This window comes from Actinomadura geliboluensis (assembly GCF_043197915.1).
Classification (GTDB): Bacteria; Actinomycetota; Actinomycetes; order Streptosporangiales; family Streptosporangiaceae; genus Spirillospora; species Spirillospora geliboluensis.
Genome location: NZ_JBICUA010000009.1, coordinates 283,724 through 309,769, shown reverse-complemented (window position 1 = coordinate 309,769; position 26,046 = coordinate 283,724). Strand labels below are relative to the sequence as shown.

Below are 26,046 nucleotides of genomic sequence, written 5' to 3'. Positions count from 1 at the left end.
GGGCCGTCGGGCGATGCGGTGCGGGCGGTCAGTCGCGGGTGAGCTTGCGGTGCGTCACCCGGTGGGGGCGGGCGGCGTCCGCGCCCAGGCGCTCGATCTTGTTCTTCTCGTAGTCGGCGAAGTTGCCCTCGAACCAGAACCAGTTCGAGCCCTCTTCCCACGCGAGGATGTGGGTGGCGATGCGGTCCAGGAACCACCGGTCGTGCGAGGTGATCACGGCGCAGCCGGGGAATTCGAGGAGCGCGTTCTCCAGGCTGGACAGGGTCTCGGTGTCCAGGTCGTTGGTGGGCTCGTCCAGCAGGAGGACGTTGCCGCCCATCTTCAGCGTCAGCGCCAGGTTGAGGCGGTTGCGCTCGCCGCCGGACAGGACGCCCGCCGGCTTCTGCTGGTCGGGGCCCTTGAACCCGAACGCCGCGACATAGGCGCGGGACGGCATCTCGACCTGGCCGACGTTGATGTGGTCGAGACCGTCCGAGACGACCTCCCACACCGTCTTCTTGGCGTCGATGCCGCCGCGGCCCTGGTCGACGTAGGAGACCTTGACGGTCTCACCGAGGCGCAGCACGCCGGCGTCCGGCTGCTCCTCGCCGACGATCATGCGGAAGAGCGTGGTCTTGCCGACGCCGTTCGGGCCGATGACGCCGACGATGCCGTTCGGCGGCAGGTTGAACGAGAGGTCGTCCATCAGCAGCCGGTCCTCGAAGCCCTTGGTGAGCTTGTCGGCGACGATGACCGTGTTGCCGAGGCGCGGGCCCGGCGGGATCTGGATCTCCTCGAAGTCCAGCTTGCGGGTCTTGGCGGCCTCCGCCGCCATCTCCTCGTAGCGCTCCAGGCGGGCCTTGCTCTTGGTCTGCCGCGCCTTCGGGTTGGAGCGGACCCACTCCAGCTCGTCCTGGAGGCGCTTCTTGCGCTTGGCGTCCTTGTTGCCCTCGACCTTCAGCCGGTCGGCCTTCTTCTCCAGGTACGTGGAGTAGTTGCCCTCGTAGGGGTAGCAGCGGCCCCGGTCCAGTTCGAGGATCCAGGTGGCGACGTTGTCGAGGAAGTACCGGTCGTGCGTGACGGCCAGGACGGTGCCCTCGTACTTGGCGAGGAACTGCTCCAGCCACTGCACGCTCTCGGCGTCCAGGTGGTTGGTGGGCTCGTCCAGCAGCAGCAGGTCGGGCGCTTCGAGCAGGAGCTTGCACAGCGCGACGCGCCGGCGCTCACCACCCGACAGCTTCGAGACCTCGGCGTCGCCGGGCGGGCAGCGCAGCGCGTCCATCGCCTGCTCGAGCTGGCTGTCGAGGTCCCACGCGTTGCGGTGGTCGAGCTGCTCCTGGAGCTTGCCCATCTCCTCCATCAGCTCGTCGGAGTAGTCCGTCGCCATCTTCTCGGCGATCTCGTTGAACCGGTCGACCATCGCCTTGGTCTCGGCGACGCCCTCCTGCACGTTCCCGAGGACGTCCTTCTCCTCGTTCAGCGGCGGCTCCTGCTGGAGCATGCCGACGGTGAACCCCGGCATCAGGCGCGCGTCGCCGTTGGAGGGCTGTTCCAGACCGGCCATCATCCGCAGCAGCGTCGACTTACCGGTGCCGTTCGGCCCCAGGACGCCGATCTTCGCGCCCGGGAGGAAATGCAGGGTGACGTCGTCGAGGACGACCTTGTCGCCATGTGCCTTGCGCACACGCTGCATCGTGTAGATGTACTCGGCCATATCCTCAAGCCTAGAGGGTCCTGGGACCGCTTCGGCGCTCCCCGGCGCGGCCCGCGCGGGGCCGCCTCAGCCGCCCGCGGTCTTGGGGCCGTCCAGGGCGGGGAGGCAGACCCGGTCGCGGCCGGACGACTTGGCGCGGTACAGGGCGAGATCGGCGGCGGCGAGCAGCTCCAGAAGGTCTTGGCCGTGGGTGCGGAAGAGGGCGACGCCCACCGAGACCGTGACCGTGACCGTGCCCTCCTCGGCGGGCACCGCGAGCCTGCGGACCCGGCCGCGGAGCCGCTCCGCGACCCGGCACGCCTCCACGGTGTCGGCGCCTGGCAGCAGCACCACGAACTCCTCGCCGCCGAACCTCCCCACCACGTCGTAGTCGCGCAACTGGTGGCACAGGGTGCTGGCCACCCCCACCAGCACCTGGTCGCCGATCAGATGGCCGTGCGTGTCGTTGACCCGCTTGAAGTGGTCGATATCGATCAGCAGCAGGGCGACGGCGTCGTGGGTGCGCTGCGCCCGGGACAGCTCGGTGTCGGCCTCCCGCTGCCAGGCCGACGCGTTCAGCAGGCCCGTCTTCGCGTCCGTGCGCGCGGCGGCCTGGAGCTGCTGGTGCATCAGGCTGCGCTGCAACAGCATCACGGGGGGCAGCGCCAGCAGGAGCAGGCCCAGCGACAGGGCGCTGGTGATCGCCACGATGACGCCGACGCAGAGCTCGACCACGTCCAGCAGCAGGCTCTCGCGGTTCCACAGGACGTCCCGCCAGCGGCTCTCGGGGTTCGCCGCGTGCGCCGCGACCGCGACGATCGCCGTGTTCACCACGGTGAACAGCGCCGCGCACCCGACGGCGGCCGGGATGCCCGGGTAGGGCTCGACGACCCACTGCGGCGCCCCCTGCAGCGGTTCGGGCACCACCAGGTGGAACACCTCGGACGCGCACGCCCCGGCGATGCCGAGCGCGCCGGCGACGATCGCCCGCCGGTAGATCAGCGTGCGGCGCACCCGGAACTGCAGCAGCGCCTGAAGCGGTATCGGGAGCAGCAGCGCGTACAACGGCGGCAGCAGGAGCGCCACCGGCAGCCACCAGGCCGACAGCAGGTCACGCGCCACGCCGGCCGGCATGCCGAGCCGCCGGGTCGCCTCGATGCACATGGCCCCGCACGCCAGCAGGGCCGCGAACGTCACCAGCTCGTCGCCCCGGTACGGGGTCTCCACCAGCCCGGCGACGATGAGCCCGAGGTGGACGGCGACGACCACCGGCACGTAGACCACGAGCAGGGTCGGACGCCCCGGTCGTACCCGGCGCCCGGGCTTGCCGGCCAGCTCCCCACCATGGTCCTCGGCGGACGACTGCACTGCCGTCATCCTTCCCCCTTACGCGCATCACGTTGTGTAACACGATAGTTGCAACGTGTGCGGAACGGGCGTGAAACAGGTACGTTCGGGAAGGCACATGCGGGTGACCGTTCCGGGCACCGGCATCAGGGCCCGCGGATTCGCGGTGCTCAGCACATCCTGAGGGGGAAATCGTCATGCGCGGCATTTCCTGGATCTGACCAGGCCGCAGAACCCCGACGGCGCGGGGGCGCCGACCGGCGACCACGCCGGCCACGCCCCCGCTCCCCCTCCGCCGCCCACCGCACCACGAACAACCAGCCGCCAACTCGCCCCGGGCGTGTTGCCCATTGTTCCGCCGCCCTTTGTTCCGTCGAGAGCGCGCCGCCCGGACCGCCAACCGCCCCTGACGTGCACTCGCTCCGACAGAACTGGGCGGCATCGCCGTTGTCCGCGGCGACGTGCCTTACACGGTCGCCGACGATCCCGCGACCACACCCTCGCTGGAGGTGACCAGCGGCGACTACTGCTCAGCGGCCGAGGGCGCCTCCGGATCGGCTCGGACCTGCGGAACGCCCGTCGACGGAGCCCCCGTGCTGCTCAGCGGGGCCTTCGAGCGCCGCGGGGAGCTCAGCGAACGGCTGCTGGGGCCCCCGCCGTTCTCGTGGTGCGAGCCGAGGACAGCCCCTTCCCCGCGGTGGAGACGTTCGCCGAGGAGATCGGCAGGGCCCGGCCGGGACAGCAGCTGGTCCTGGACCGGCTGCTGGACCTGATGCTGGTCTCCGCGCTGCGCAACTGGTTCGACGACCCGGACGCCGACGCCCCGGCCTGGTGCCGGGCGCTCGACGACCCGGTGGCGGGCGCCGCGCTGCGGCTGCTGCACGACGCGCCCGCCCACCCGTGGACGGTGGCCGAGGCGGCGGCCAAGGTGGGGGTCTCCCGGGCGGCGCTCGCCCGGCGGTTCACCGCCATGGTCGGCGAACCGCCGATGGCCTACCTCGCGAACTGGCGGATCGCCCTGGCCGCGGACCTCCTGCGCCAGACCGACCTCACGGTGGACGCCATCGCGCGGAAGGTGGGCTACGCCAACGGCTACGCCCTGAGCGTCGCCTTCAAACGCCTGCGCGGCACACGCCCGAGCGCCCACCGAAACGCGGGACCGGCGCGGCGAACCGGCTGACGCCCGGCCGATGGGCGAGGTCAGGCGGCTTTGGGTTCCTCCTCTTCGGCGGGGGCCGTCAGGGCCCACTGGTCGGCGGCTTCGCGGGCCAGTTGGCGGTCTTCGTCGGTCAGGGGGCCGCTGCGCTGGGCGGGACGGTAGTCGACGGTGCCGCGGTTCAGGTCGGGGCCCAGCGTGAGGGCCTCCACCTCGGCGGAGAAGCGCCACTGGTCGGCGCGTTCGTACTGGCGGATCCGCAGGCGGCCGGTGAGCAGGACGGGTGTGCCGCGCCGCAGTTCGGACGCGTTGACGTTCTCGGCGAGGTTGCGCCAGCAGTTGACGGTCACGAACAGGGAGTCGTCGTCCTGCCACTGGTTGGTCTGGCGGTCGAAGCGGCGGGGCGTGCAGCCGACGCGCAGGGAGAGGTAGGGGGTTCCGTTCGCGGTGACGGCGTAGTGCGGTTCGGCGGCGACCCAGCCGGTGATGGTGACGTGTGCCTCGTTCACTGCGTCCTCCGTTGTCCTCGGTTACGAGTCAACGGTGGCGCGGCGGCCCTGCGGCGGCCAGGGCCTCGCGGAACTGTGGATAACTCAGCCGAGCGCGACGTCCACGTCCTTGCGGAAGCGGGCGTAGACCTCCAGGTCGTCCTCGATGGGCTCGATGACCTTCTCGAACGCGACGTGCTCGATGCCCTGGCGCATGTGGTGCTCCATCTTCTCGCCGTGTTTGGCGGACGACAGCGCGACCAGGTTGCGGCAGGCGGACGCCGTGAGCCAGCCCATGCCGAGCGTGCACACGACCAGGACCGCCACATAGGGGATCAGGCCCGCCTGGCCGATGAGGCCGGACGGGTCGTCGCCGCCGGCGCCCAGCAGGCCGTAGGCGACGAGGAAGCCGATCCAGACGACGCTGAGGACGGCGACCAGGATCAGGAAGTACTGCCAGGTCTTCACCAGCCACCACCAGCGCGGAACCGTGTTGAAGGTGGGCAGGGCCGCCTTCAGGGACTCGCCGAGCGCCTCGGGGATCTCGGTGGCGTGGGCGCGGGCCGCGGCCCGCACGGACCGCCCCCAGTGGGTGGGGAGCTCGGGGGTCAGGCCCTCGGTGACGCTCTGGAGCGCGTTGTCCACATCGCCCTGCTGGGCGCCGACCGGGCCGGTGAAGGCGTTCCGGAGCTCCTCGCGCAGCTCGGTGAGGCGCATCCGGCGCAGCGGGTCCGAGCGCAGCCGGGCGATCATGGCGCTGACGGGCCAGCCGACGAAGTCGGCGGCGCGCAGCTCGTAGGCGCTCTCCATCGCCTCGGCGACGGCGGGCGCGCCGGCGGCGTCGGTGAACGCCTGGATCAGCTCGGTGCGGCGGTTCTCGTCGACGGTCGTGGGCGGCTCGGCGTCGAAGCGGTAGGCGGTGAACCGCTCGGCGACCCGGTCGACGTCGGCGGACAGGCGCTCGGTGCGGGCGCGGCGGGCGGCGACGGTGTCGATGAGGACGTCCCGGAACCCGTGCACGCCGTCGGCGGCGACCGCGGACGTGGTCACGATGCGCGGGTCGGCGAGGCCCTCGGCCTCCAGGAGGCGGCGCAGGTCGGCGACGCAGTCGTCGATCTCGTGCGGGGCGAGCCGGTCGACCTGGTTGAGGACGATCAGCGTGACGCCGGTGTGCCGGGCGAACGGGACGATGTAGTTGCGGTGCAGGGCGGCGTCGGCGTACTTCTGCGGGTCGACGACCCAGACCAGCAGGTCGGCGATGGTGACGAACCGGTCGACCTCGGCGCGGTGCACGGCCTGGATGGAGTCGTGGTCGGGCAGGTCGATCAGCACGAGGCCCTGCAGGCCGGCGTCGGCGCGCTCCAGGTCGAGGGCGCTGGCGCGGGCGTAGCGGTGCCGCTTGTCGACGTCGAGCCAGTCGAGCAGCGGGCCGGCGCCGTCCAGCCCCCAGACGCAGGAGTGGGCCTTGGACGTCATCGGGCGGCGCATCCCGGTGGGCGACAGTTCGAGCCCGCAGATCGCGTTGAACAGGGAGGACTTGCCGCTGCCGGTGCCGCCGGCGAGGGTCACGACGGTGTGGTCGCCGGACAGCCGGAGCCGCTGCCCGGCCCGGTCGAGCAGCGCGCCCGTCTCGTCCAGGACGGGCTGGTCGAGCCGCCCGTAGCCGGTCTGGACGAGCCGGTCGAGGGCGTTGAGCCGGTCCACCAGCGCGGGCGGACCGGCGGGGGCGGGCGCGGCGGGGGCCGGCCCGGTCGCGTCGGCGAGCGGGATCCCGCCGGTGCCGGCCGGCGAGTTCGCGGGCAGGGCCGAGGTGGTCATCGGGCGACCTCGAGGTTGTAGGTGGCCTGGTACAGCTGGACGGGGACGGTCTCGTCGGGGATGCCCGCGGAGTCGAGCACCTGCCCGAATCTGATGGCCTCCTCGTCGAACAGCATCCCGATGCGGCTGCGCAGGTCGGCGCGGGCCTTGGCGCCCATGCCGCGCAGCGACTCGGCGCCGAACAGCGCCTTCAGGAGCCGCTGCGGGACGGCGCTGTTGCCGCCCTCGACGGCGACGTCGGACGTGCCGTAGCCGAGCAGGCCGATCATCAGGACGAGCGACACGGCCTCGGTGTCGAACGAGACCAGCTTCGCGACCGAGCGCTTGGTGACGCCCTCGGTGCGGATCAGCTCCTGGACGTGGTCCTGCCAGGAGCTGACGGCCCGGGTGACGCGGCGCGACAGCTCCGGGGAGACGTGCGCGAGGTCGGCGTCGGTCCCGGCGAGGACCTGCCGCCCGGCGGGGTGGTCGCGCCAGCGGGCGAGGACCTGCTCGGCCCCGTGCTCGGCGGACGACATGATCAGCGATTCGAGCCCGCTGCGCAGCGCGGCCTTGAGCGCCCGGACGCGGGCCGGGCTGCGGCGCCCCGCCCGGCGGCCGGCGGCCCGGCCGCGCCGGGACCGCTGGACGTGCAGGGCCTTCAGCAGGTCGCCGGTGCCGGCGAAGTCCTGCCAGCGGGCGAGGACCTCGCCGCGCAGCAGGGAGCCGTTGCGGGTGGCCTCGTCCAGTTCGGCGAGGGCGGTGCCGTAGCCGGCCTCGACCTCGCGGGCCAGCTCGGCGCGCTGCTCGACCTGCGCCTCGACCTGCCGGGCGACCTCGGGGACGCGGGTGCGGAGGCTGTCCAGGACGGCGGCGAGGGTGTCGCTGATGACGATCTCGCGGTCCTCGGCGTCCTCGGCGACGCCGGTCAGCCAGGCGCGGATGTCCTCGACGGTCTCCTCGGGGAGCCGGCTGTTCTCGATGCGGGTCTCGGGGATGGTGAAGCGCTGCGCGTCGCCGACCTCGTGCTCGTCCAGCATCTCGCCGAAGTGCTCGACGACCTCGGCGCCGGCGCCGTCGGGGACGCGGGACAGGACGACGCCGATCGTGGCGCCGTTCTCCTTGGCGCGCTGGAGCATCTGCCACACCTGGGCGTCGGCGTACCGGGCGGCGGTGGTGACGCACAGCCACAGGTCGGCGGCGGCCATCAGCTTGGTGGCGAACTCGTAGTGGTCCTCGAAGACGGAGTCGAAGTCGGGGCTGTCGAGGAGGGCGAGGCCGGGCGGCAGGACGTCGCTGCCGATGATGACGAGCTGGTCGCCGGCGATGGCGTCGGGCGCGGGGCCGCGGACGCGTCCCATGCCGGGCAGCATCGGCCCCTCCATGAACCACTCCGTGTGGTCGGGGTGGCAGACGAGGATGGGGCTGCTGGTGGTGGGGCGCAGCACGCCGGTGGCGCTCACGCGGGCGCCGACGAGCGTGTTGACCAGGGTGGACTTTCCGGCGCCGGTCGAGCCGCCGAGGACCACGAGCATCGGCGCGCCGGCGGCCTGGATGCGCGGGAGGACGTAGTCCTCCAGCTGGCCGCGCAGCTCGTCGCGGGCCTCGCGGGCCTCCTCGACGCCGGGGACGTCCAGCAGCAGGTCGAACGCGCCGAGCTGGTCGCGGAGCGCGGTCAGGGCGCGGATCAGCTCGCCCTGGCGGACCGTCCCGCCGCCGGTCCGGGGGGCGGCGCGGCGGCGGCCCTTGCCCTTCGTCCGGGCGGACGGGGCGTCCCGCTCCGGTGCGTCGGCTTCGGGGGCGGCGGGGGTCTGCGAGGTGTCGGGGGCGTCCTTGTCGGGCACGGCGTCCTTCTCGGGCACGGCGTTGTCGGGCGCGGAGTCCTCGATTCCGCGTCCCTGGCCGGCGGCCTCCTCGTCGTGGACCGCGCTTCGCTCTGCCGGGGGTGTCACGGATCCCGTCCCATGTCCGCTCGAATCATGTCGATCTCTCGTGCCACGGCGACCACGTCGCCGACCACCGCGATCGCCGGGGGCCTGATCTCGGCGGCGGCCATCTCGTCGGCCACCGTGCCCAGCGTCGCCGTCAGCGCCCGCTGGCCGGGGAGCGTGCCGTCCTGTACCACGGCCACCGGCGTGTCGGACGATCGACCATAGCGCATGAGGGCCGCTGCGATGAGCGCCATCCGCTCCACCGCCATGAGCAGGACGATCGTGCCCCGCGCGCGCCCCAGCCCGGCCCAGTCGACGGTGGAGTCGGGGTGGCCGGGCGGGACGTGCGCGGAGACGACGTGGAACTCCTGCGACACGCCCCGGTGGGTGACCGGGATGCCCGCGGCGGACGGCACGGCGACCGCGCTGGTGATGCCGGGGACGACCGTGACGGGCACGCCGTGGCGGGCGCAGTACAGGGCCTCCTCGCCGCCGCGGCCGAACACGAACGGGTCGCCGCCCTTGAGCCGGACGACGAAGCGCCCGGCCTTCGCGTGCTCGACCAGGTACTCGTTGATGCGGTCCTGGGTGACGGTGCGGCCGTAGGGGATCTTCGCGGCGTCGATCACCTCGACGTCGGCGGCCAGCTCGTCCAGCAGGCCGCCGGGGGCGAGCCGGTCGGTGACGACGACGTCGGCCATGGCGAGCAGCTGCCGCCCGCGCACGGTGATCAGGCCGGGGTCGCCGGGGCCGCCGCCGACGAGCGCGACGCCGGCGGGCTTGCGCCGGGAGTGCCGGGATTCGAGGGCGCCGTCGCGGAGCCCCTCCACCACGGCGTCGCGGATGCCCGCGGCGCGGCGCGGGTCGCCGCCGAGCAGCACGCCCACGGTCGCGTCGCCCGCGTGCCCGCTGGCGGGCGTCCAGGCCGGGGACGACTCGGCGTCGTCGGCCCGCACCGCCCAGATCCGCTTGGCGTCGGCCTCCGCGACCACGTCGCCGTTGACCGCGGCGTCGTCGGTGACGGCCTGCACCAGCCAGGCGCCGGCGCAGTCGCCGCGCTTGTAGGGCCGCCGGTGCCAGGTGATCCGGCCGCGTTCGGCGAGCCCCTCCAGGGTGGCGGTGACGTGCGGCGAGACGAGGACGACCTCGGCGCCCGCGTCCAGCAGCGCGGGCACGCGGCGCTGGGCGACCCGGCCCCCGCCGACGACGAGGACGCGTCGCCCGCCGAGTCGCAGGCCTAGCAGGTACGGGGGCACGTAATGGTTCTCTCGGTCGGGTGCGGTGGGCGGCTGACGTGCGGTTCGTTGGACGTGCGCGGCGCTTGCGGACGACGGTGACCGGCAAGTTCCTTTGTTGAATAAAGGTACTCGGGATATGGAGTCCATGCAGAGGGGCTCCGCTCAGTCGATAGCCGAGCGTGACTCAACCGTTGATCACTCCGCTACGGCCGTCCGGAGGCGTCGTCCCCGGCCGCGCCGGGCTTCTCGCTGACCCCGGCGGAGTCGAACGTGGCCACGTCGTGCAGGACCCGCACCGCGCCCTGGACCAGCGGCAACGCCAGCAGGGCGCCGGTCCCCTCGCCGAGCCGCAGTTCCAGGTCGACGAGGGGCCGCAGGCCGAGGGCGGCGACGGCGGCGGCGTGGCCGGGCTCGGCCGAGCGGTGCCCGGCGACGCACCCGGCGAGGGCGTCCGGGCGGAGCGCGGCGGCGGCCAGCGCGGCGGCGCCCGCGATCACCCCGTCGAGGACGACCGGGACGCGCAGCGCGGCCGCGCCGAGGACGAATCCGGCGAGCGCGGCGTGCTCCAGCCCGCCGACGGCGGCGAGGACGTCCAGCGGCGCCGTGCCGTGGCCGGGCGCGAGGCCGTGCCGGTCCAGGGCGGCGCGGACGACCGCGACCTTGTGCGCGTGGGTGGCGTCGTCGATGCCGGTGCCGCGGCCGGTGACGTCCTCCGGCGGGAGGCCGGTGAACGCGGCGATCAGCGCGGCGGACGCGGTGGTGTTGGCGATCCCCATGTCCCCGGTGAGCAGGCACCGGGCGCCCTCGGCGACGAGCGCGCGGGCCACGCCGATGCCGGTCTCGACGGCGCGGCGGGTCTGCTCGGCGGTCATCGCGGGCCCGGCCGTCATGTCGGCGGTGCCGGGCGCGATCTTGCGGCGGAGCAGGCCGGGGGCGGCGTCCAGTTCGGCGGCGACGCCGACGTCGACCACGGTGACGCGGGCGCCGACCTGGGCGGCGAACGCGTTGACCACGGCGCCCCCGGCCAGGAAGTTGGCCACCATCTGCGCGGTGACCTCTTGCGGCCACGGAGTGACGCCCTGCGCGTGCACGCCGTGGTCGGCGGCGAACACCGCGACGGCGGCGGGTTCGGGCAGCGGCGGCGGGCACTGCCCGGCCAGCCCGGCGAGCCTGACCGACACCTCCTCCAGGACGCCGAGGGACCCGGGCGGCTTGGTGAGCCGCGCCTGGTGGTCGCGGGCGTCCCGGACGGCCGCCTCGTCCAGCGGGGCGATGGCGGCGATGGTCTCGTCGATCAGGTTCACAGCGTCCTCTCTGCGGTCAGATGCCGAGCTCGCCCAGTACGTCGAGCAGCCGGTCATTGGACGGACGGTCGCGAACGGCGATGCGCAGCCAGTCCGAGCCGAGCCCTGGGAAGGTGTCGCCGCGCCTGACGGCGTAGCCGCGCTGCCGTAGGAGCGCCCTGATGCCGAGGGCGTCGGGCACGCACAGGCACAGGAACGACGCACGCGCTTCTGGGACGACGTACAGGCCGCGTCCGGTCAGCTCTGCGGCCAGCCGGTCGCGTTCTTCGCCGAGCTGGACGGCCCATGCCTCGGCCTCGGCTACGGCTTCCGGCGAGGAGCAGGCTTCGACGGCTACGAGCGCAGGGGTGGACACGGCCCAGAGTGGCTGTGCTTCTGCGAGCCGCCCCACCAAATGGGGGTCGGCCAAGACGTAGCCTGCGCGGAGCCCGGCGAGCCCCCATGTCTTGGTCAGGGACCGGATGACCACGACGCCGGTGGGGAGCCTGCTTGCGAGGGACTCCGGTTCGCCTGGGACGACGTCCATGAACGCCTCGTCGACGACGACCGTCCGGCCGGGCCTGGCGAGGGCGGCGACGGTGTCGGCCGGATGCAGGACCGACGTGGGGTTGGTCGGGTTGCCGACCACCACGAGGTCGGCGTCCTCTGGGACGAGCCCGGGGTCGAGGGTGAAGTCCTTGCTGAGGATCACCCGCTCCACCTCGTGCCCGGCGGCCCGCAGCGCGGCCTCGGGCTCGGTGAACTGCGGGTGCACCACCACCGCACGGCGCGGCGCGAGGACGCGCGCGAGCAGCACGAACGCCTCCGCGGCCCCGGCGGTGAGCAGCACCTCCTCGACGGACCTGCCGTGCCGCCGCGCGACCGCCCGGCGGGCCGGGCGCGGGTCGGGGTAGGCGGCGAGGTCCGCGACGGACGCCCGGATGCGCTCGGCCAGCCACGCGGGGGGCATGCCCGTGCGGACGTTGACGGCGAAGTCGGCGAGCCCGCCGCCGACCTCCGCGTCGCCGTGGTGGCGCAGATCGACCTCGTACGCGGCGCTCATGCGCGGGCCGCCTCGTGGTAGAGCAGGGCGTTGACGGCGGCCGCGGCGACCGCGGAGCCGCCCTTCTCCGAGACGTTGCTGAGCTGCGGCAGCCCGCTGGCGCGCAACGCCTCCTTGGCCTCGCAGGCGCCGACGAAGCCCACCGGCATGCCGATGACCAGCGCCGGTTCGACCCGGCGGGCGATGATCTCGAAGATCGCCTCGGGGGCGGAGCCGACCACCCAGACCGCGCCCGGCCCGACCTCGGAGTAGGACAGCCGGACGGCCGCGGCCGAGCGCGGGATGCCGGCGGCGCGCGCCATCCGGGCGGCGGCCGGGTCGGCGGCGTGGCAGAGCGTCTCGCGCGCGGTGATCCCGGCGGCGACCATGCCCTCGTCGGTGACGATCGGCGCCCCGCCGCGCAGCGCGGCCCAGCCCCGGGCGAGGTGCTCCTCGCTGGTCAGCAGGTCCACCGCGTACTCCAGGTCGGCGGTGGCGTGGATCACCCGCTCGGCGACGGCGCGCCACAGCGGCGGCATCGGCGACAGGTCGACGCGGGACCGCAGGATCTCGTACGACCGGACCTCGATCGGGTGGGGCTGACGGACGGTCAACTGCGCTCCTCCAGTGCTCCGGATGCCTGCTTCCGGACGGGGTACCAGGGTTTCACGCCGCGCCGGGCGGTATGTCCGGCTCGTCGGGCGGCGCGGGGATCGTCTCGATGGGACGGTCCGTCCGGGGCGCCCGCCGCGCCGGGGCCGGGACGTCCCGCTCCCCCCAGACGACGGCCACCGGATCTCCCGGCCGCTCCGGTGGGGTCAGCCGGGCCGCCTGGAGCTGGACGGCGCCGGAGGTGAAGCCGCGCTCATCCAGGATGTCCAGTATGACCTGAACGTCGCCGAGCGGGGGAACAGCGACGACACGGGACGGGCTCAGCCCGGCGCACGCCCGGACGGCCTCCGCCCCGCCCTGCCCTGAGAACACCCCAGGCCCGAGGAACACGGCGTCGGGCTGCGGCAGATGGCCGGCGGCGGACCGGACGTCCCCGGACGCCATCGCCACCTTGACCCCGTGCAGGCGCACGTTCCGCCGGACGCGCTCACACGCCGCGTAGTCGCGGTCCATGGCGACCACGGCGGCACCAAAGCGCGCGCACTCGATGCCCACAGAGCCGTCGCCCGACTCCACGTCCCACACCATGTCGCCTAGGCCCGGACCGAGCTTCGCCAGCACGAACGCCCGGACCTCCGGGCTCAGGCCGAATACGTCGCCGGACCCGTCGCCGAACGCGTCCGCGGGCAGCGCCCACCCGGCGGGCGTACGCGGAGGCCCGGAGACCCAGCCCGTTTCCCCCAGGGCGTACCGGTTGTCCAGGACGAGCACCACATCAGGGCTGTTCCATGGACGAGTGGTGGCCTCCGCAGGACGGACGTACACGACCCGTTCCCCAGGCCCGCCCAGGTCCTCGCAGACCACGAACGAACGCGGCGTCACCGGGAACAGCGCGCGCGCCAGTTCCGCCGGCCCTGCACCAGGCCCGGTCAGCACGGCCACCTTCGGATGGGCACGGCACGCGTTCACCGCCTGCCTGAGGTGCCCGCCCCTGGCGGAGACGACCACAGCGTCTTCCCAGGGCAGCCCCGCCTGGGCGAAAGCCCGCGCCACCAGCGGCGTCGCAGGGATGGCTTCAGGCGCATACCCCTGTTCGAGGAGTTCGCGGACGATGCCGAAGTAGCCCGGATCCCCGTCCACGACGAGCACGACGTCCTGATCGGCGGCATCGGCCTCTTCCAAGACCTCCCGCAGGGCCCCGGCCACGTCGTCGGCGGCGACCTTGCGGACGTCCGGCGGCAACGGCAGGCCGTCCAGCAGGCGAGCCTCGCCCACGACCAGTGCAGCACTCTCCAAAGCCGCCACGGCCGCGCCGGAAAGCGGCGAACCATCGCGGCCGACGACCGTAAGCATCGCCCTGCCCTGCCAATCGCCTACCGAGCCGGCCCCGAACGGAACCGGTCCCCAACGAACCGATCTAGCGGGCGCTCACCGGGCCATCCGCCCGTACATGCCGACCATGCGCTCGCCCGCCGCGTCCACCAGGACGACCTGCGCCGCGACCGGCGCGGCGGACCCGGACTGCGCGCCGGCCGCCTCGGCGGCGACGCGCTCCAGTTCCCCGGCCGTCCGGCGGCACAGCTCCCGGCCGCACGGCCCGAGCTTGCCCGCCGCCTCCCACAGCGCGTACACGTCGCGCGGCGTCGCCGCCCGCGACACCTCCCCGGCCAGCGCGACCCCGCAGTCCATGTCGAGCGTGACCGACTCCAGCAGGCCCGTCATGCCGCCCAGCACGGCGATCTGCTCGCCCAGGCCCGCGACCAGGACGACCTGCGCGAGCCCGTCCTCGACCGCCGCGCCGACCGCGTCGCGGACCGCCTCCGCTCCCGCGCCGACCGGGACGAAGCGCTCCTCCGGCAGCGTCGGCAGCATCCGATGGGCCGCCTCGCGCGCGCCCTCCCCGTACATCACGAGCGTCCGATCCGTCGCGGTCACTGGTGCCGTCCCTCCTCGTCGTCGGCGCCGAGCCTCGCGGAGGCGCCGCCCGGATGCGGCCGCGGCGCGCCGGGAGGCGGCGGATCGGTCGCGATCCGGCTGAACACGATCATGTCGCGGTTGACGCCGTCCGCGTCGCGCTCGGCGCCGCGCGCGACGCCCTCGCGCAGGAAGCCGGCCTTCTCCGCGACGCGGATCGAGGCGTGGTTGGTGACCATCGCCCGCAGCTCCACGCGGAACAGCCCGCAGTCGTGCAGTGCCCAGTCGGTGATCAAGCCGAGCGCCTCGGTCGCGTAGCCGCGCCCGCGCGCGGCCGGCCGCATCCCGTAGCCGACCTCGCACGTCAGTTGTGCCCACTCCACCTTGAACAGCCCGATCGTGCCGATAAGGTCACCGGTGCACCGCTCTGTCACCGCGAGATGGATTCCCAGGCCCAGATGCTGAATGTTGTGGACGCCCGTCTGGAGGAACCAGGCGATGGGCTCGGCCTCCAGGGCGGTCGGGAAGTTGGGCGGCAGGAAGTCCTCCCCGGCGCGGATCACCTCGATCAGCACCGCGGCGTCGTCCAGGCCGAACGGGCGGAGGACGAGCCGCTCGCCGGCGAGGCGCACGGTCTCCTCGAAGCCGTTCACGCGCGCTCCCCTCACGCCGCCCGCACGGCGCGGGCCGCCCGCACAGAATAGGCTGCCACGGTGAGCTACCAGCGCCTGTCCCCGGACGAACGGCGTGCCCAGATCCTGGCCGTCGCTCGGCGGATGTTCACCGAGCTGCCCTACGCCGAGGTGTCCACGGCCGCGATCGCCCGGGAGACCGGCGTGCAGCGCGGCCTGATCCACTACTACTTCGGGACGAAGCGCGAGCTGTTCCTGAAGGTCGTCCAGGGGCTGACGGCGTCCGCGGCGATGCAGGCCCCGCCGCCGGACGACCGGCTGACGCTGCCCGAGTCCGTCGAACTGCTGGTGAACCTGTTCCTCGACACCGCCGAGCGGAACGCGACGACCTGGTTCGCGGCGCTGGACGCCGAGGGCTTCGGCCAGGACCCCGAGCTCCTGCGGATCGTCAACCGGTTCAAGGACGAGGCGGTCAAGCACATGCTCGCCGTGCTGCGGGTGCCGGAGCCGACGGAGACGCTGCGGGCCGTCCTGCGGGTCTACTCGGGGCTGGTGGACGCGGCGACGCGGCAGTGGCTGCAGGAGAAGACGCTCGACCGCGAGCAGGTGCACACGCTGCTCTCCCGGTCGCTGCTGGCGCTGGTCAGCGACATCGGGCCCGCCCTGGAGAAGGACTGACCCCGGGCCCGCTCAGCACGGGCCCGGGACGAGCCTCAGCACGGGCCCGGGACGCGCTCAGGACGAGAAGGCCGCGCCCGGGACGGCGAACCAGACGGCCTTGCCGCGCACGGACGGCCCCAGCCGCGAGAGCGTGCGCCGCAGCCCCCAGCGCCCGCCGGACAGCTCCCGGACGATGCTGAGCCCGCGCCCGCAGTCGCCGGACGTCCACGAGTAGCCGGGCAGGGCGGCGTCGGCGAACGCGTCGAAGACCGCGCAGCGGATCTCCCGCGCCCGGCCGCCGCCCTGGTAGAGCCACAGCTCGTGGGGCCCGTGCCCGCCGGCGTGCTGGTAGGCGTTGGTCGCCAGCTCGCTGACCATGAGCAGCGCGTCGGCGACGGCGTCCGGCGGCACGCCGAGCGAGGCGAGCGCGTCGCGCAGCACGCGGCGGGCGTGGCCGGCGCAGCCGGGGCCGCCCGGCAGCGCCCACACCCAGCCGGGCATGCCGTCGCCGGAGGCGTCGCCGCCGTCCCGCGCGGTGTCGCCGTCCCGCGCGGTGCAGGGCAGGCTCTCCGTGTCGGTGATGGTCGATGGATCGGTCATGACGTCCGCCGTCGGATCGGCCGGCGTGCTCTTCACGGGTCCTCCCGTGGTCAAGGTGCCCGGGCACACGACCGCCCACCGTCACTGTCGGTCCTCAGGCGGTCACGGATCCAAGACTCTCGTGAGATTCTCACGATCGCAAGCCTCTTCCCGGAATTGCCCCGCACGGAGCGCGGGGTTGGCCAATCGCGTTGTGACGGGCGGCGAGAGTCGCAAGACTCCACTGCCATGACTTACCGCCCCACCGTCCGTGGCCGCCGCCTCGCGCGGGAGCTCCGCAAGCTGCGCGAGGAGCAGGGCCTGACCCTGCAGGAGGTGGCGGACCGGCTGGACTGGTCGCGCGCCACCGTCTCCCGCCTCGAGACCAGCCAGACCCGCCCGAAGCCCGGCGACATCGCCGACATCCTCGACCTCTACGGGGTCCCGAGCCCGGACCGCGACGCGCTCATCACCCTCGCCCGGCAGGCGGGCCAGCGCGGCTGGTGGACCGCCTACCAGGACGTCTTCGCCGGCAGCTACGTCGCACTGGAGGACGAGGCGTCCCACATCCGCACCTGGGACCCGCAGCTCGTGCACGGGCTGCTGCAGACCGAGCCGTACTCCCGCGCCGTGATCACGGCGGGCCGGCTGCTGCCCGCCCAGGAGGACATCGAGCGCCGCATCGCCGCCCGCAAGATCAGGCAGGCGCTGCTGGACCGCGCCGACGCGCCGCGCCTCCAGGTCATCTTCGACGAGGCGGTGCTGCACCGCCCGATCGGCGGCGAGGAGGTGATGCGGGCGCAGCTGGAGTCGCTCGCCGCCATCGTGCAGACCCACCCAACCGTGACGATTCAGGTACTTCCGTATACAGCAGCGGCGCATGCGGGCCTAGACGGACGTTTCACCATATTGTCGTATCCAGACCCCGCAGACCCCGATATCGCCTACGTCGAGGGCACTATGGGTGACGTTTACCTTGAGAGCGCCGAGGAAATAGCGAAGCATAGGGACCGCTTCGATCGCATCGAGGCGGACGCCCTGTCCCCCGAGGATTCCGCGCACCTCATAGCCGAGGCAGCAAGGAGCAGCCCGTGACCAACCTGCAGCGCGAACTCACCGGCGCCGTCTGGCGCAAGTCGTCCCGCAGCGGTAGCGGTGACCAGTGCGTCGAGGTGGCGCCACTGACCCGCACCCTCCGCGCGGTGCGCGACTCCAAGGATCCCGCCGGACCGGCCCTGGTGCTGACGCCGGCCGCCTGGCGGGGCCTGCTGGACGCGATCAAGGAGAGCTAGCGACCGGCCGGGGGCCGTGGCGGGCGACGCGCCCGCCGCGGCCCCCGGGCGCGTCCGCCCACCGGTCCCCCCTTCCGAGAAACTAGAACGTGTTCTAGTATCGCGGTGCGTCGACAACCGGAGGGTGAACGTGACCGCGGAACTCAAGCTCGGCATCAACGTCGGCTACTGGCAGGGCGAACCCGACGACCAGACCGAGACGGTGCTGGCCGCCGAGCGCTGCGGCTACGACTCGGTGTTCACCGCCGAGGCGTACGGCTCCGACGCGTTCACCCCGCTGGCCTGGTACGCCGCCCGCACCTCCCGGATCAAGCTCGGCACCGCCGTCGTGCAGATGTCGGCGCGCACCCCGGCGGCCACCGCGATGCACGCGCTCACCCTGGACGCGCTGTCCGGCGGACGGGTGATCCTCGGCCTCGGCGCGTCCGGGCCGCAGGTCGTCGAGGGCTGGTACGGGCAGCCGTTCCCGAAGCCGCTCGCCCGCACCCGCGAGTACCTCGACATCGTCCGCCAGATCTGGCGCCGGAAGGGCCCGGTGACCAGCGAGGGCCCGCACTACCCGCTGCCCTACCCCGGCGGCGCCGGGCTCGGCAAGCCGCTGAAGTCGATCGTGCACCCCGTCCGGTCGGAGATCCCCGTCTACCTGGGCGCCGAGGGGCCGAAGAACGTCGCGCTGTCCACCGAGGTCGCGCAGGGCTGGCTGCCGCTGTTCGTCGACCCGCAGCAGATCGACTCCGTCTTCGGCGCGTCGCTCGCGAACCGCCCGGACGGCTTCGAGATCGCCGCGACCGTCACCACGATCGTCACCGACGACCTCGCCTCGGCGCTGGAGTTCGCCAAGATGCCGCTCGCGTTCTACATCGGCGGGATGGGCGCCAAGGACCGCAACTTCCACCTCGACCTGATCGGCCGGCTCGGCTTCGCGGAGCAGGCCCAGCGCGTCCAGGAGCTGTTCCTGGCCGGCCGCCGCGACGAGGCGTTCAAGGCCGTGCCGGACGAGCTGGCCGACGCCATCTCCCTGCTCGGCCCGCTCGGCCGGATCAAGGAGCGGCTCCAGCTCTGGCGCGACAGCCCGGTCAGCACCGTGCTGATCGCCGGGGTGCGGGACGAGCCGACCCTGCGCGCCCTCAAGGACCTGGCCGACTCCTGAGAACCGCCGCCGCCCCTGAGAACCGCCGCCGCCGGCCGACGGCGGTCCTCGACGAGATCAACTGCACATCACCGCGCGGAATCGAGGCATGTCTCCGGGTGCTGCACCGAAGGCACCCAGAGACACGCACCACGATTCGCGGACTGGAGATGGGACACACGATGTCCACGCAGGAGACCGCCGCCCGGCTGCTCGTCAGGACCCTTGAGGCGGAGGGGGTCGAGTACGTCTTCGGCATTCCCGGCGAGGAGAACATCCACTTCGTCGACGCCCTGAACGACTCGTCGATCCGCTACGTCCTCGTCCGGCACGAGCAGGCCGCCGCGTTCATGGCGGAGATCTACGGCCGGCTCACCGGCCGCGCCGGGGTGGCGTCCGCGACCCTCGGGCCCGGCGCGATCAACCTGCAGCTCGGCGTCGCGGACGCCACCACCAACAGCACGCCCGTCGTGGCGATCTCCGCGCAGGTCGGGCTGGACCGCATCTACAAGGAGTCGCACCAGATCATCGACCTGGTGTCGCTGTTCCGGCCGATCACCAAGTGGGCGGAGCTGGCGCCGCGCGCCGAGGCGCTGCCGGAGATGGTGCGCAAGGCGTTCAAGACCGCGCAGACCGAGCGGCCCGGCGCCGTCTACCTCGCCATCCCCGAGGACGTCGAGGCGGCGGAGGTCGACCCGGGCCTCGCGCCGCTGCCGGTGAACACCGTCCGGGCGCAGGAGCCGTCGCCGTCCCAGATCGCCCGCGCCGCCGACGTGCTCGCGCTCGCCCGGCGGCCGATCGTCCTCGCCGGGCACGGCGCCACCCGCGCCGGCGCGAGCGCCGCGCTGGTCCACTTCTCCGAGCACCTCGGCCTGCCGGTCGCGACCACGTTCAACGGCAAGGGCGTCTTCCCCGACGACCACCGCAACGCCCTCGGCGCCGTCGGCTTCATGCGGCGCGACTACGTCAGCTTCGGCTTCGACGAGGCGGACGTGCTGATCGCCGTCGGCTACGAGCTCCAGGAGTTCGACCCCGTCAAGGTCAACCCCACCGCCGACAAGAAGATCATCCACATCCACCAGTTCCCCGCCGAGGTCGACGAGCACTACCCGGTCGAGGTCGGCATCCAGGGCGACGTCTCCCGGTCGCTGTACGCGCTCGCCGACGCGGTGCACCGCCGCTTCGACGACACCGGGGCGGACCGCGACACCGGGGCGGACCGCGCCCACCGCCGTCCGCCGACGAGCCGCCGGATCCGCGAGCTGCTCCGCGAGGAGCTCGCCGAGGGCGCCGCCGAGGACGGCCACCCGCTGTCGCCGCGCCGCGTCGTCGCCGACATCCGCGCCGCCATGGGCCGCGAGGACATCGTCCTCGCCGACACCGGCGCGGTGAAGATGTGGATGGCGCGCATGTACCCGACCTACGAGCCGAACACGCTGCTGGTCTCCAACGGCCTGTCGTCGATGGGCTTCGCCGTGCCGGGCGCGATCGCCGCCAAGCTCGCCCGCCCCGACCGCCGCGTGCTCGCCGCGACCGGCGACGGCGCGTTCCTGATGAACTCGCAGGAGCTGGAGACCGCCGTCCGCGAGAACATCCCGATCACCGTGCTGATCTGGGACGACTCCGCCTACGGCCTGATCGGCTGGAAGATGGACCTCGAACTCGGCCGCAGCTCCCACGTCGCGTTCGGCAACCCCGACTTCGTGAAGTACGCGGAGAGCTTCGGCGCCAACGGGTACCGCGTGGAGTCCGCCGGCGAGCTGCTGCCCACCCTCCGCAAGGCGCTGGCCGAGGACGCCGTCTCCGTCGTCACCGTCCCCGTCGACTACTCCCACAACCTGGAGCTGACCGACAAGCTGGGCGACCTCACCGACCCCTTCTGACCGCCCGCCCCCGCCTACCCTGGGGGCATGACGATCATGGAACCGCTCGCCGGGCGGGTGGCGGTGGTGACCGGCGTGGGCCGGCGGGCGGGGATCGGGTTCGCGATCGCCCGGGAGCTGCTCGCCGCGGGCGCGAGCGTGCTGGCGCAGTCGTGGACGCCGCACGACGAGGAGCAGCCGTGGGGCGCCGAGCCCGTCGAGGACGTCCTGGCGGCGCTCGGCGGGACCGGCCCCCGCCTCGCCCATGTCGCCGCGGACTTCGCCGAGCCGGACGCGCCCGGGCGGGTCGTCCGGGAGGCGGTGGAGCGGTTCGGCGCGGTGGACGCCGTCGTCGCCAACCACGCCCGCAGCGCCCTCGGGACGCTCGGCGAGGTGACGGCGGCGGAGCTGGACCTGTGCTGGGCGGTGAACGCGCGGGCGAGCGTCCTGCTCGCCCAGGCGTTCGCCGCCGCGCACGACGACGCGCGCCCGGGCGGGCGGATCGTGCTGTTCACCTCGGGCCAGCACCTCGGGCCGATGGTGCGGGAGATCCCCTACGCGGTCAGCAAGGGCGCGATCCAGCAGATGACGCTGACGCTGGCCGACGCGCTGGCCGACCGGAAGATCACCGTGAACGCCGTCAATCCGGGCCCGGTGGACACCGGCTGGGCGGATGAGGAGCTGACCGAGCGGGTCGGACGGGCGCTGCCGTTCGGGCGCTGGGGCGCGCCGGACGACGTGGCCCGGCTCGTGCGCTGGCTGGTGTCGGACGAGGGCCACTGGATCACCGGCCAGGTCGTCAACTCCGAGGGCGGGTTCCGGCGCTGGGCGATGTGAGGGTCAGGCGCGGCAGATCACCTCGCCGTGGGTGACGGAGAACCAGCCGTCCTCGGCGGCGGCCCAGGACTTCCAGCCCGCGTAGACGCGGTCCAGTTCGTCGCGGGTCGCGTGGCCGCCGGCCACGGCGTGGTCGGCCACCGAGGACCGGACCATGCGGCCGCCCCAGGACTCGCTCCACCATTCGCGCTCCGCAGGGGTGGCGTAGCACCAGGACGAGGCGGACGCGGTGACGTCGGTGAAGCCGGCGGCGCGGGCCCAGGAGACCAGGCGCCTGCCCGCGTCGGGCTCGCCGCCGTTGCCGCGCGCCACCTTGTAGTAGATGGGCAGCCAGGCGTCCATGCCGGGCGGCTCCGGGTACCAGACCATGGCGCCGAAGTCGGCGTCGCGCGCGGCGACGATGCCGCCGGGCCGGGTGACGCGGCGCATCTCGCGCAGTGCCTGGACGGGGTCGGCGACGTGCTGGAGCACCTGGTGGGCGTGGACGACGTCGAAGGTGCCGTCGGGGTAGTCCAGCGCGTGGACGTCGGCCACCGCGAACTCGACGTTGGCCAGGGCGGCGGTGCTCTTGCGCGCCTCGTCCAGCACGGACTCGGCGGCGTCGGCGGCGACGACGCGGCCGGGGGCGACGCGTTCGGCCAGGCCGGCGGTGATCGTGCCGGGGCCGCAGCCGACGTCCAGGACCGACAGGCCGGGGCGCAGGTGCTCGATCAGGTGGGCGGCGGAGTTCTCGACCGTGCGCCACTGGTGGGAGCTCAGGACGCTCTCGTGGTGGCCGTGGGTGTAGGCCGGCATCGGGATCACCTCTCTGTCCTCGGTGCCCCCCACCGTACGCTCGCTTCTCATAGTTTGAGAATCATGTATCAATATATGAGACAGCAGGGCCGGGAAAAGGGGATCGGGACGATGCCCGATCCCCTTCCGGTGGCTTGGTCAGGCCGCCACGGCGACGCGGCGGGCCGGCGCGGGCTGCGGACGCAAGGGCAGGGCCTCGACCGCGGCCAGCGACGGCTCGGGGTCGGTGTAGGCGTTCAGCGTCGCATGGGAGAGCTCGGTGAGCCACGGCTCGACGACGGTCCGCTCGGCGGGTCCGTCCAGCCGCGGGTGGGAGAGATGGAACGTGCCGGTCGCTGCGCTCACTGCCAACACCCCTTCCTTGACCCGGTGGCGCCCGCGCCTCTGCGGGTGCCACCGTCAGTCACATACCCCTAGGTACGTGGTTACAAGCCACTCGGTTCGACGCCTGTTCCCAGGTGTCTCCCAAATCACAAGGTCAACGCTACGGGGCACCTCTGACATTTTCGAACCTTTATTCGAGCGGTCCGGCGGGCGCGAGGCGCCGATGATCACGGAGCGCGACGGCGGGCCGGGGGCCTCGCCGGCCCGGGATCGGCCGTTCGGCCGATCCGGCGGGTCCCCGGCAGGCCGTACCCTGCATCACCGTGAGCGACCTGGGGACACGGCTGGACCGCATCCATTCGGTGGGCGGCTGCCTGATGCGCGCCGCGTACCTGGGCTTCGCGGGCCTGTACCTGCTCGGCTGCCTGGTCGCGATGGTGCGGGACATGCCCACCCTGTGGCTGCTGGTCGTCGCGGCCGTCGCCAGCGTCGCGGCCGTGGACGGGCGGGTCGTCCCGTGGGCGGTCGCGGCGGGGGCGCTGTCGGCGTCCAGCACCCTGTACCTCGGGCTCGCGGTGCGCCCCGACTACACCGCGCCGAGCGTGCTCGCGGAGGTCGGCGGACTGCTGATCGCCATCAGCCGGACGATGTGGAAGGCGCGCCGCGAGCACCTCGTCCCGCTGGCGGCGCTGCTCGGCGCCGCGGTGCTGGCGACGCCGCTGCGCTGGTCGGCGCTCGCCGGGGCGCTGATCAGCGCGCCGCTCGGCATCACCGTGTCGATCGCCCTCGGCATCGGCCTGTACCTGCGGGCGCTGGACGCCCGGCGGTCCCGGTCGCTCGCGGCGGCGCGCCGGGACGAGCGGCTGGAGCTGGCCCGCGACCTGCACGACTTCGTCGCCCACCACGTGACGGGCATCGTCGTCCAGGCGCAGGCGGCGCGGTTCGCGGCGCAGGCGGGCGCGGGCCAGTCGCCGGAGGACCTGGACCGCATGTTCGGCGGCATCGAGAAGGCCGGCACCGAGGCGCTGACCTCGATGCGCCGCATGGTCGGCCTGCTGCGGGACGCGCAGCACGTCAACGCCCCGGACGGGGACGCCCTCCCCGACGGCGGCGCCGCCACCCGCCCCGTCGGCGACCTCGGGCAGCTCCGCGACCTCGTCGCCGGGTTCGCCCACCCGCCGGCGACGCTGACGCTCGCGCCCGACCTCGGCGCGCTGCCACCGGAGGTGGCGGCGTCGGCGCACCGGGTGGTGCAGGAGGCGCTGACCAACATCCGCAAGCACGCCGCCGACGCCGCGACCGTGCGGGTCACGCTCGGGCGGGCGGGCGCCGACGTCGAGGTGGCGGTGCGCGACGACGGGCGGGGCCGCGGCCGGCGGCTGCCGTCCGGCGGGTTCGGGCTCACCGGGCTGGCGGAGCGGGTCGGCGCGGCGGGCGGGCGGCTGCGCGCGGGCCCGCGCCCCGAGGGCGGCTGGGAGGTCGTCGCGGTGCTCCCGGCCGGGGAGCGGCGGTCCGGCGGGAGCTGACAGAATCGGCCGGGTGAGCATCCGCGTCCTCGTCGCCGACGACCAGGAGATGGTCCGGACCGGGTTCCGGATGATCGTCGACTCGCAGCCCGACATGACCGTGGTCGGGGAGGCCGCCGACGGCGCCGCGGCCGTCGCGCTGGCCCGCCGGCTCCGTCCCGACGTGTGCCTGTTCGACATCAGGATGCCGGTGATGGACGGGCTGGCGGCGACCCGCGCGCTGGCCGGTCCGGGCGTCCCCGACCCGCTCCGCGTGGTGATCGTCACGACGTTCGACATGGACGAGTACGTGTACGGGGCGCTGCGCGGCGGCGCGGTCGGGTTCCTGCTGAAGGACAGCGGCCCCGCGCTGCTGGTGGAGGCGGTCCGCGCGGCGGCGAGCGGCGGGTCGCTGGTGTCGCCGTCCATCACCGTGCGGCTGCTGGAGCGGCTGGCGCGGCCCCGCCCGGCCGCGGCGCCGCCCCGCGAGCCGCTCACCGACCGGGAGCTGGACGTGGTGAAGCGGGTCGCGCGCGGGCGGACGAACGAGGAGATCGCGGGCGAGCTGTTCGTGTCGCTGTCCACGGTCAAGACGCATCTCGGGAGCGTCCACCGCAAGCTGGGCACCCGGAACCGGGTGGAGACGGCCGCCTGGGCATGGGAGTCGGGCCTCATGATCTGACCGCCCCGCCACAGGCATGTGGGGCGGGAACGCGGACGGGGGGCACTCGGGGGAAGGGACACGGCACTGGCACCGGAATCGCTGAACGGGCTGCCCGTCGCCGTCCTCGTCGTCTGGGCGCTGTGCGCCGCCGGCTGGGGCGCCGTCCTCGCCGGGCTGCGCCGCGGCCTGCCCGGGCCCGCCCGAGGCCCGGCGCTGTTCGCGCACACCGCGACCCCGGCGGGCGTCGTCCTGCTCTTCGCGCTGATCGGCTTCGGCTCGCTGCACGCGACGGTCGCGCTGGCCGCCGAGTGGTGGGGCCTGCTGGCCGTCACGCGGTTCCGGCCGGAGCGGCTGCTGTCCACAGGTGGCCTCGGCCGGCTCGCCGCCTGGGCCGCCGTCACCGCCGCCTTGGCCTTCGCCGCCACACGGTTCGTGTTCCAGATGTGACGATCCGGTGAGACCGCGAACCCGCGTGGGGTCGCGCGAGTCAAACGTACGTAGTATCCGAAGCAGCGAAAAGCAAAGACCGGCGACCCGCGAGGGCCGGTGGGCGAGAACCGGGTGACAGCGAGCGAGCCATGAGACCAGGGAGGTGGACCATGCCGTGCGCGCTGTGCGGCGACATCATCCCGACGGAGGTCGACCGGTGCCCCGGCTGCGGCGCGTGGGCGCGCCGCCGGGACTTCCGCGCGGTCGGCACGGCCGTGTTCATGCTGCTCGGGTTCAACGCGTTCGTCGCGCTCGGCTCGGGGATCAGCCTGCTGCGGCTCGCGCACCCGCTGCGCGGGGCGACGCACGACAGCTACGACCCGGCGGCCACCGGCCAGGCCCTCGCCCCGTACGCCGACGTGTTCACGATCGCCGCGATCATGGCCGGGGTGACCGGGCTGCTCTACCTGACCTGGCTGTGGCGGGCGTTCCGGCAGTCGCCGGGCCCGCACCGCCACCACCGCTCCTGGGTGCTGCTCGGCTGGTTCATGCCGGTCGTCAACCTGTGGCTGCCGCCCCGGATGGTCTACGAGGTGTGGGTGAACAGCGGCCGGTACCGGACGGCCGAGCGCCAGGCCGCCGGGCTCGTCGTGGCGGCCTGGTGGTGCTGCGCCCTGCTCGGCCTGCTCCTCGGCCGCGCGTTCACGCACGGCAGCGTCGACACCCTCGCCGAGGCGCGCTTCGACGTCCACGTCGGCGTCGCCGCCGCCGCGTTCCAGGCGCTGGCCGCCGCGCTGTGCATGGCCACCGTCTTCCAGATCACCCGCCTCCAGATCACCCGCGACACCTAGCCCCGGC

The 26,046-nt window shown here is 73.6% G+C and carries 27 protein-coding genes; 12 read left to right on the top strand and 15 right to left on the bottom strand.

The annotated features are described in order from the left end of the window. Window positions 1-28: 28 nt before the first annotated feature. Window positions 29-1,693: an energy-dependent translational throttle protein EttA gene (ettA, locus tag ACGFI1_RS28590; protein WP_138642192.1), complete on the bottom strand. Its 1,665-nt coding sequence runs from the start codon at window positions 1,691-1,693 to the stop codon at window positions 29-31. Window positions 1,694-1,759: 66 nt separating this feature from the next. Next, the gene (locus ACGFI1_RS28585) at window positions 1,760-3,049 is read right to left on the bottom strand and encodes a sensor domain-containing diguanylate cyclase (protein WP_364548630.1); all 1,290 of its coding nucleotides are present in this window, start codon (window positions 3,047-3,049) and stop codon (window positions 1,760-1,762) included. 401 nt (window positions 3,050-3,450) lie between these two features. Between ACGFI1_RS28585 and ACGFI1_RS28580 the strand changes: the two genes are divergently transcribed. After that, entirely contained in the window at window positions 3,451-3,792 is a 342-nt protein-coding gene (locus ACGFI1_RS28580; protein WP_392789811.1) for a cupin domain-containing protein, read from the top strand. Beyond that, window positions 3,684-4,199 carry an AraC family transcriptional regulator gene (locus ACGFI1_RS28575; protein ID WP_392789594.1) on the top strand — a complete coding sequence of 172 codons (516 nt, stop codon included), beginning with the start codon at window positions 3,684-3,686 and terminating at the stop codon, window positions 4,197-4,199. Before ACGFI1_RS28580 ends, ACGFI1_RS28575 begins: the two co-directional genes overlap by 109 nt. Before the next feature lie 20 nt (window positions 4,200-4,219). Here the strand turns inward: ACGFI1_RS28575 and ACGFI1_RS28570 are convergent, their stop codons facing one another. The 10 genes from ACGFI1_RS28570 to ACGFI1_RS28525 form a co-directional block, all read right to left on the bottom strand. Next, window positions 4,220-4,684 (bottom strand): single-stranded DNA-binding protein, encoded by a 465-nt coding sequence (locus ACGFI1_RS28570; RefSeq protein WP_364548633.1) that lies wholly within the window; start codon window positions 4,682-4,684, stop codon window positions 4,220-4,222. A gap of 84 nt (window positions 4,685-4,768) precedes the next feature. Next, on the bottom strand, window positions 4,769-6,481 hold the full coding sequence (locus ACGFI1_RS28565) for a GTPase family protein (RefSeq protein ID WP_301174673.1): 1,713 nt from the start codon (window positions 6,479-6,481) through the stop codon (window positions 4,769-4,771). After that, entirely contained in the window at window positions 6,478-8,412 is a 1,935-nt protein-coding gene (locus tag ACGFI1_RS28560) for an AAA family ATPase (RefSeq protein ID WP_392789591.1), read from the bottom strand. Before ACGFI1_RS28560 ends, ACGFI1_RS28565 begins: the two co-directional genes overlap by 4 nt. Next, window positions 8,409-9,647: a uroporphyrinogen-III C-methyltransferase gene (gene cobA / locus ACGFI1_RS28555; RefSeq protein WP_392789589.1), complete on the bottom strand. Its 1,239-nt coding sequence runs from the start codon at window positions 9,645-9,647 to the stop codon at window positions 8,409-8,411. Before cobA ends, ACGFI1_RS28560 begins: the two co-directional genes overlap by 4 nt. Before the next feature lie 185 nt (window positions 9,648-9,832). Then, on the bottom strand, window positions 9,833-10,933 hold the full coding sequence (cobT, locus tag ACGFI1_RS28550) for a nicotinate-nucleotide--dimethylbenzimidazole phosphoribosyltransferase (RefSeq protein WP_364548641.1): 1,101 nt from the start codon (window positions 10,931-10,933) through the stop codon (window positions 9,833-9,835). A 16-nt stretch (window positions 10,934-10,949) separates the two neighbouring features. Next, window positions 10,950-11,975 (bottom strand): Rv2231c family pyridoxal phosphate-dependent protein CobC, encoded by a 1,026-nt coding sequence (cobC, locus tag ACGFI1_RS28545; RefSeq protein WP_138639318.1) that lies wholly within the window; start codon window positions 11,973-11,975, stop codon window positions 10,950-10,952. After that, entirely contained in the window at window positions 11,972-12,568 is a 597-nt protein-coding gene (locus tag ACGFI1_RS28540) for a precorrin-8X methylmutase (RefSeq protein WP_138639317.1), read from the bottom strand. Before ACGFI1_RS28540 ends, cobC begins: the two co-directional genes overlap by 4 nt. A 52-nt stretch (window positions 12,569-12,620) precedes the next feature. After that, window positions 12,621-13,919 (bottom strand): precorrin-6y C5,15-methyltransferase (decarboxylating) subunit CbiE, encoded by a 1,299-nt coding sequence (gene cbiE, locus ACGFI1_RS28535; RefSeq protein WP_392789587.1) that lies wholly within the window; start codon window positions 13,917-13,919, stop codon window positions 12,621-12,623. Window positions 13,920-13,994: 75 nt separating this feature from the next. Next, a complete protein-coding gene (locus tag ACGFI1_RS28530) occupies window positions 13,995-14,501 on the bottom strand; it encodes a hypothetical protein (protein ID WP_386873897.1) in 507 nt (168 codons plus the stop codon). Continuing rightward, entirely contained in the window at window positions 14,498-15,133 is a 636-nt protein-coding gene (locus ACGFI1_RS28525) for a GNAT family N-acetyltransferase (RefSeq protein ID WP_392789583.1), read from the bottom strand. The genes ACGFI1_RS28530 and ACGFI1_RS28525 overlap by 4 nt, the downstream gene beginning before the upstream one ends. 60 nt (window positions 15,134-15,193) lie before the next feature. On the opposite strand from ACGFI1_RS28525, the gene ACGFI1_RS28520 reads away from it, so the two are divergent. After that, on the top strand, window positions 15,194-15,790 hold the full coding sequence (locus tag ACGFI1_RS28520; protein WP_138639314.1) for a TetR/AcrR family transcriptional regulator: 597 nt from the start codon (window positions 15,194-15,196) through the stop codon (window positions 15,788-15,790). A gap of 57 nt (window positions 15,791-15,847) precedes the next feature. Here the strand turns inward: ACGFI1_RS28520 and ACGFI1_RS28515 are convergent, their stop codons facing one another. Next, on the bottom strand, window positions 15,848-16,408 hold the full coding sequence (locus tag ACGFI1_RS28515; RefSeq protein WP_392789581.1) for an ATP-binding protein: 561 nt from the start codon (window positions 16,406-16,408) through the stop codon (window positions 15,848-15,850). A 192-nt stretch (window positions 16,409-16,600) separates the two neighbouring features. Here ACGFI1_RS28515 and ACGFI1_RS28510 point away from each other — a divergent pair, with 192 nt between their 5' ends. The 5 genes from ACGFI1_RS28510 to ACGFI1_RS28490 all read left to right on the top strand — a co-directional run bounded on the left by ACGFI1_RS28510 (window position 16,601) and on the right by ACGFI1_RS28490 (window position 21,471). Continuing rightward, the gene (locus ACGFI1_RS28510) at window positions 16,601-17,446 is read left to right on the top strand and encodes a helix-turn-helix domain-containing protein (RefSeq protein ID WP_392789579.1); all 846 of its coding nucleotides are present in this window, start codon (window positions 16,601-16,603) and stop codon (window positions 17,444-17,446) included. Continuing rightward, window positions 17,443-17,643: a DUF397 domain-containing protein gene (locus ACGFI1_RS28505; protein WP_138639312.1), complete on the top strand. Its 201-nt coding sequence runs from the start codon at window positions 17,443-17,445 to the stop codon at window positions 17,641-17,643. The genes ACGFI1_RS28510 and ACGFI1_RS28505 overlap by 4 nt, the downstream gene beginning before the upstream one ends. Window positions 17,644-17,773: 130 nt before the next feature. Beyond that, on the top strand, window positions 17,774-18,793 hold the full coding sequence (locus tag ACGFI1_RS28500) for an LLM class F420-dependent oxidoreductase (RefSeq protein ID WP_392789577.1): 1,020 nt from the start codon (window positions 17,774-17,776) through the stop codon (window positions 18,791-18,793). 161 nt (window positions 18,794-18,954) lie between these two features. Next, on the top strand, window positions 18,955-20,655 hold the full coding sequence (locus tag ACGFI1_RS28495; RefSeq protein WP_392789574.1) for an acetolactate synthase large subunit: 1,701 nt from the start codon (window positions 18,955-18,957) through the stop codon (window positions 20,653-20,655). Between the two features lie 27 nt (window positions 20,656-20,682). Beyond that, window positions 20,683-21,471 (top strand): SDR family oxidoreductase, encoded by a 789-nt coding sequence (locus ACGFI1_RS28490; protein WP_301174676.1) that lies wholly within the window; start codon window positions 20,683-20,685, stop codon window positions 21,469-21,471. Window positions 21,472-21,474: 3 nt separating this feature from the next. On the opposite strand, the gene ACGFI1_RS28485 is transcribed toward ACGFI1_RS28490, so the two are convergent. Next, complete coding sequence (locus ACGFI1_RS28485; RefSeq protein WP_392789572.1) at window positions 21,475-22,266, bottom strand: methyltransferase domain-containing protein; 792 nt, start codon at window positions 22,264-22,266, stop codon at window positions 21,475-21,477. Window positions 22,267-22,404: 138 nt separating this feature from the next. Beyond that, window positions 22,405-22,611: a hypothetical protein gene (locus ACGFI1_RS28480; protein ID WP_364548667.1), complete on the bottom strand. Its 207-nt coding sequence runs from the start codon at window positions 22,609-22,611 to the stop codon at window positions 22,405-22,407. Between the two features lie 302 nt (window positions 22,612-22,913). On the opposite strand from ACGFI1_RS28480, the gene ACGFI1_RS28475 reads away from it, so the two are divergent. From ACGFI1_RS28475 to ACGFI1_RS28460, 4 genes are all read left to right on the top strand, one after another. Beyond that, the gene (locus ACGFI1_RS28475; protein ID WP_392789570.1) at window positions 22,914-24,116 is read left to right on the top strand and encodes a sensor histidine kinase; all 1,203 of its coding nucleotides are present in this window, start codon (window positions 22,914-22,916) and stop codon (window positions 24,114-24,116) included. 13 nt (window positions 24,117-24,129) lie between these two features. Next, window positions 24,130-24,777 (top strand): response regulator, encoded by a 648-nt coding sequence (locus ACGFI1_RS28470; RefSeq protein ID WP_138637837.1) that lies wholly within the window; start codon window positions 24,130-24,132, stop codon window positions 24,775-24,777. A gap of 18 nt (window positions 24,778-24,795) precedes the next feature. Beyond that, complete coding sequence (locus tag ACGFI1_RS28465; RefSeq protein WP_392789567.1) at window positions 24,796-25,206, top strand: hypothetical protein; 411 nt, start codon at window positions 24,796-24,798, stop codon at window positions 25,204-25,206. Window positions 25,207-25,358: 152 nt separating this feature from the next. Then, window positions 25,359-26,039 (top strand): DUF4328 domain-containing protein, encoded by a 681-nt coding sequence (locus ACGFI1_RS28460; protein ID WP_392789565.1) that lies wholly within the window; start codon window positions 25,359-25,361, stop codon window positions 26,037-26,039. Window positions 26,040-26,046 lie beyond the last annotated feature (7 nt).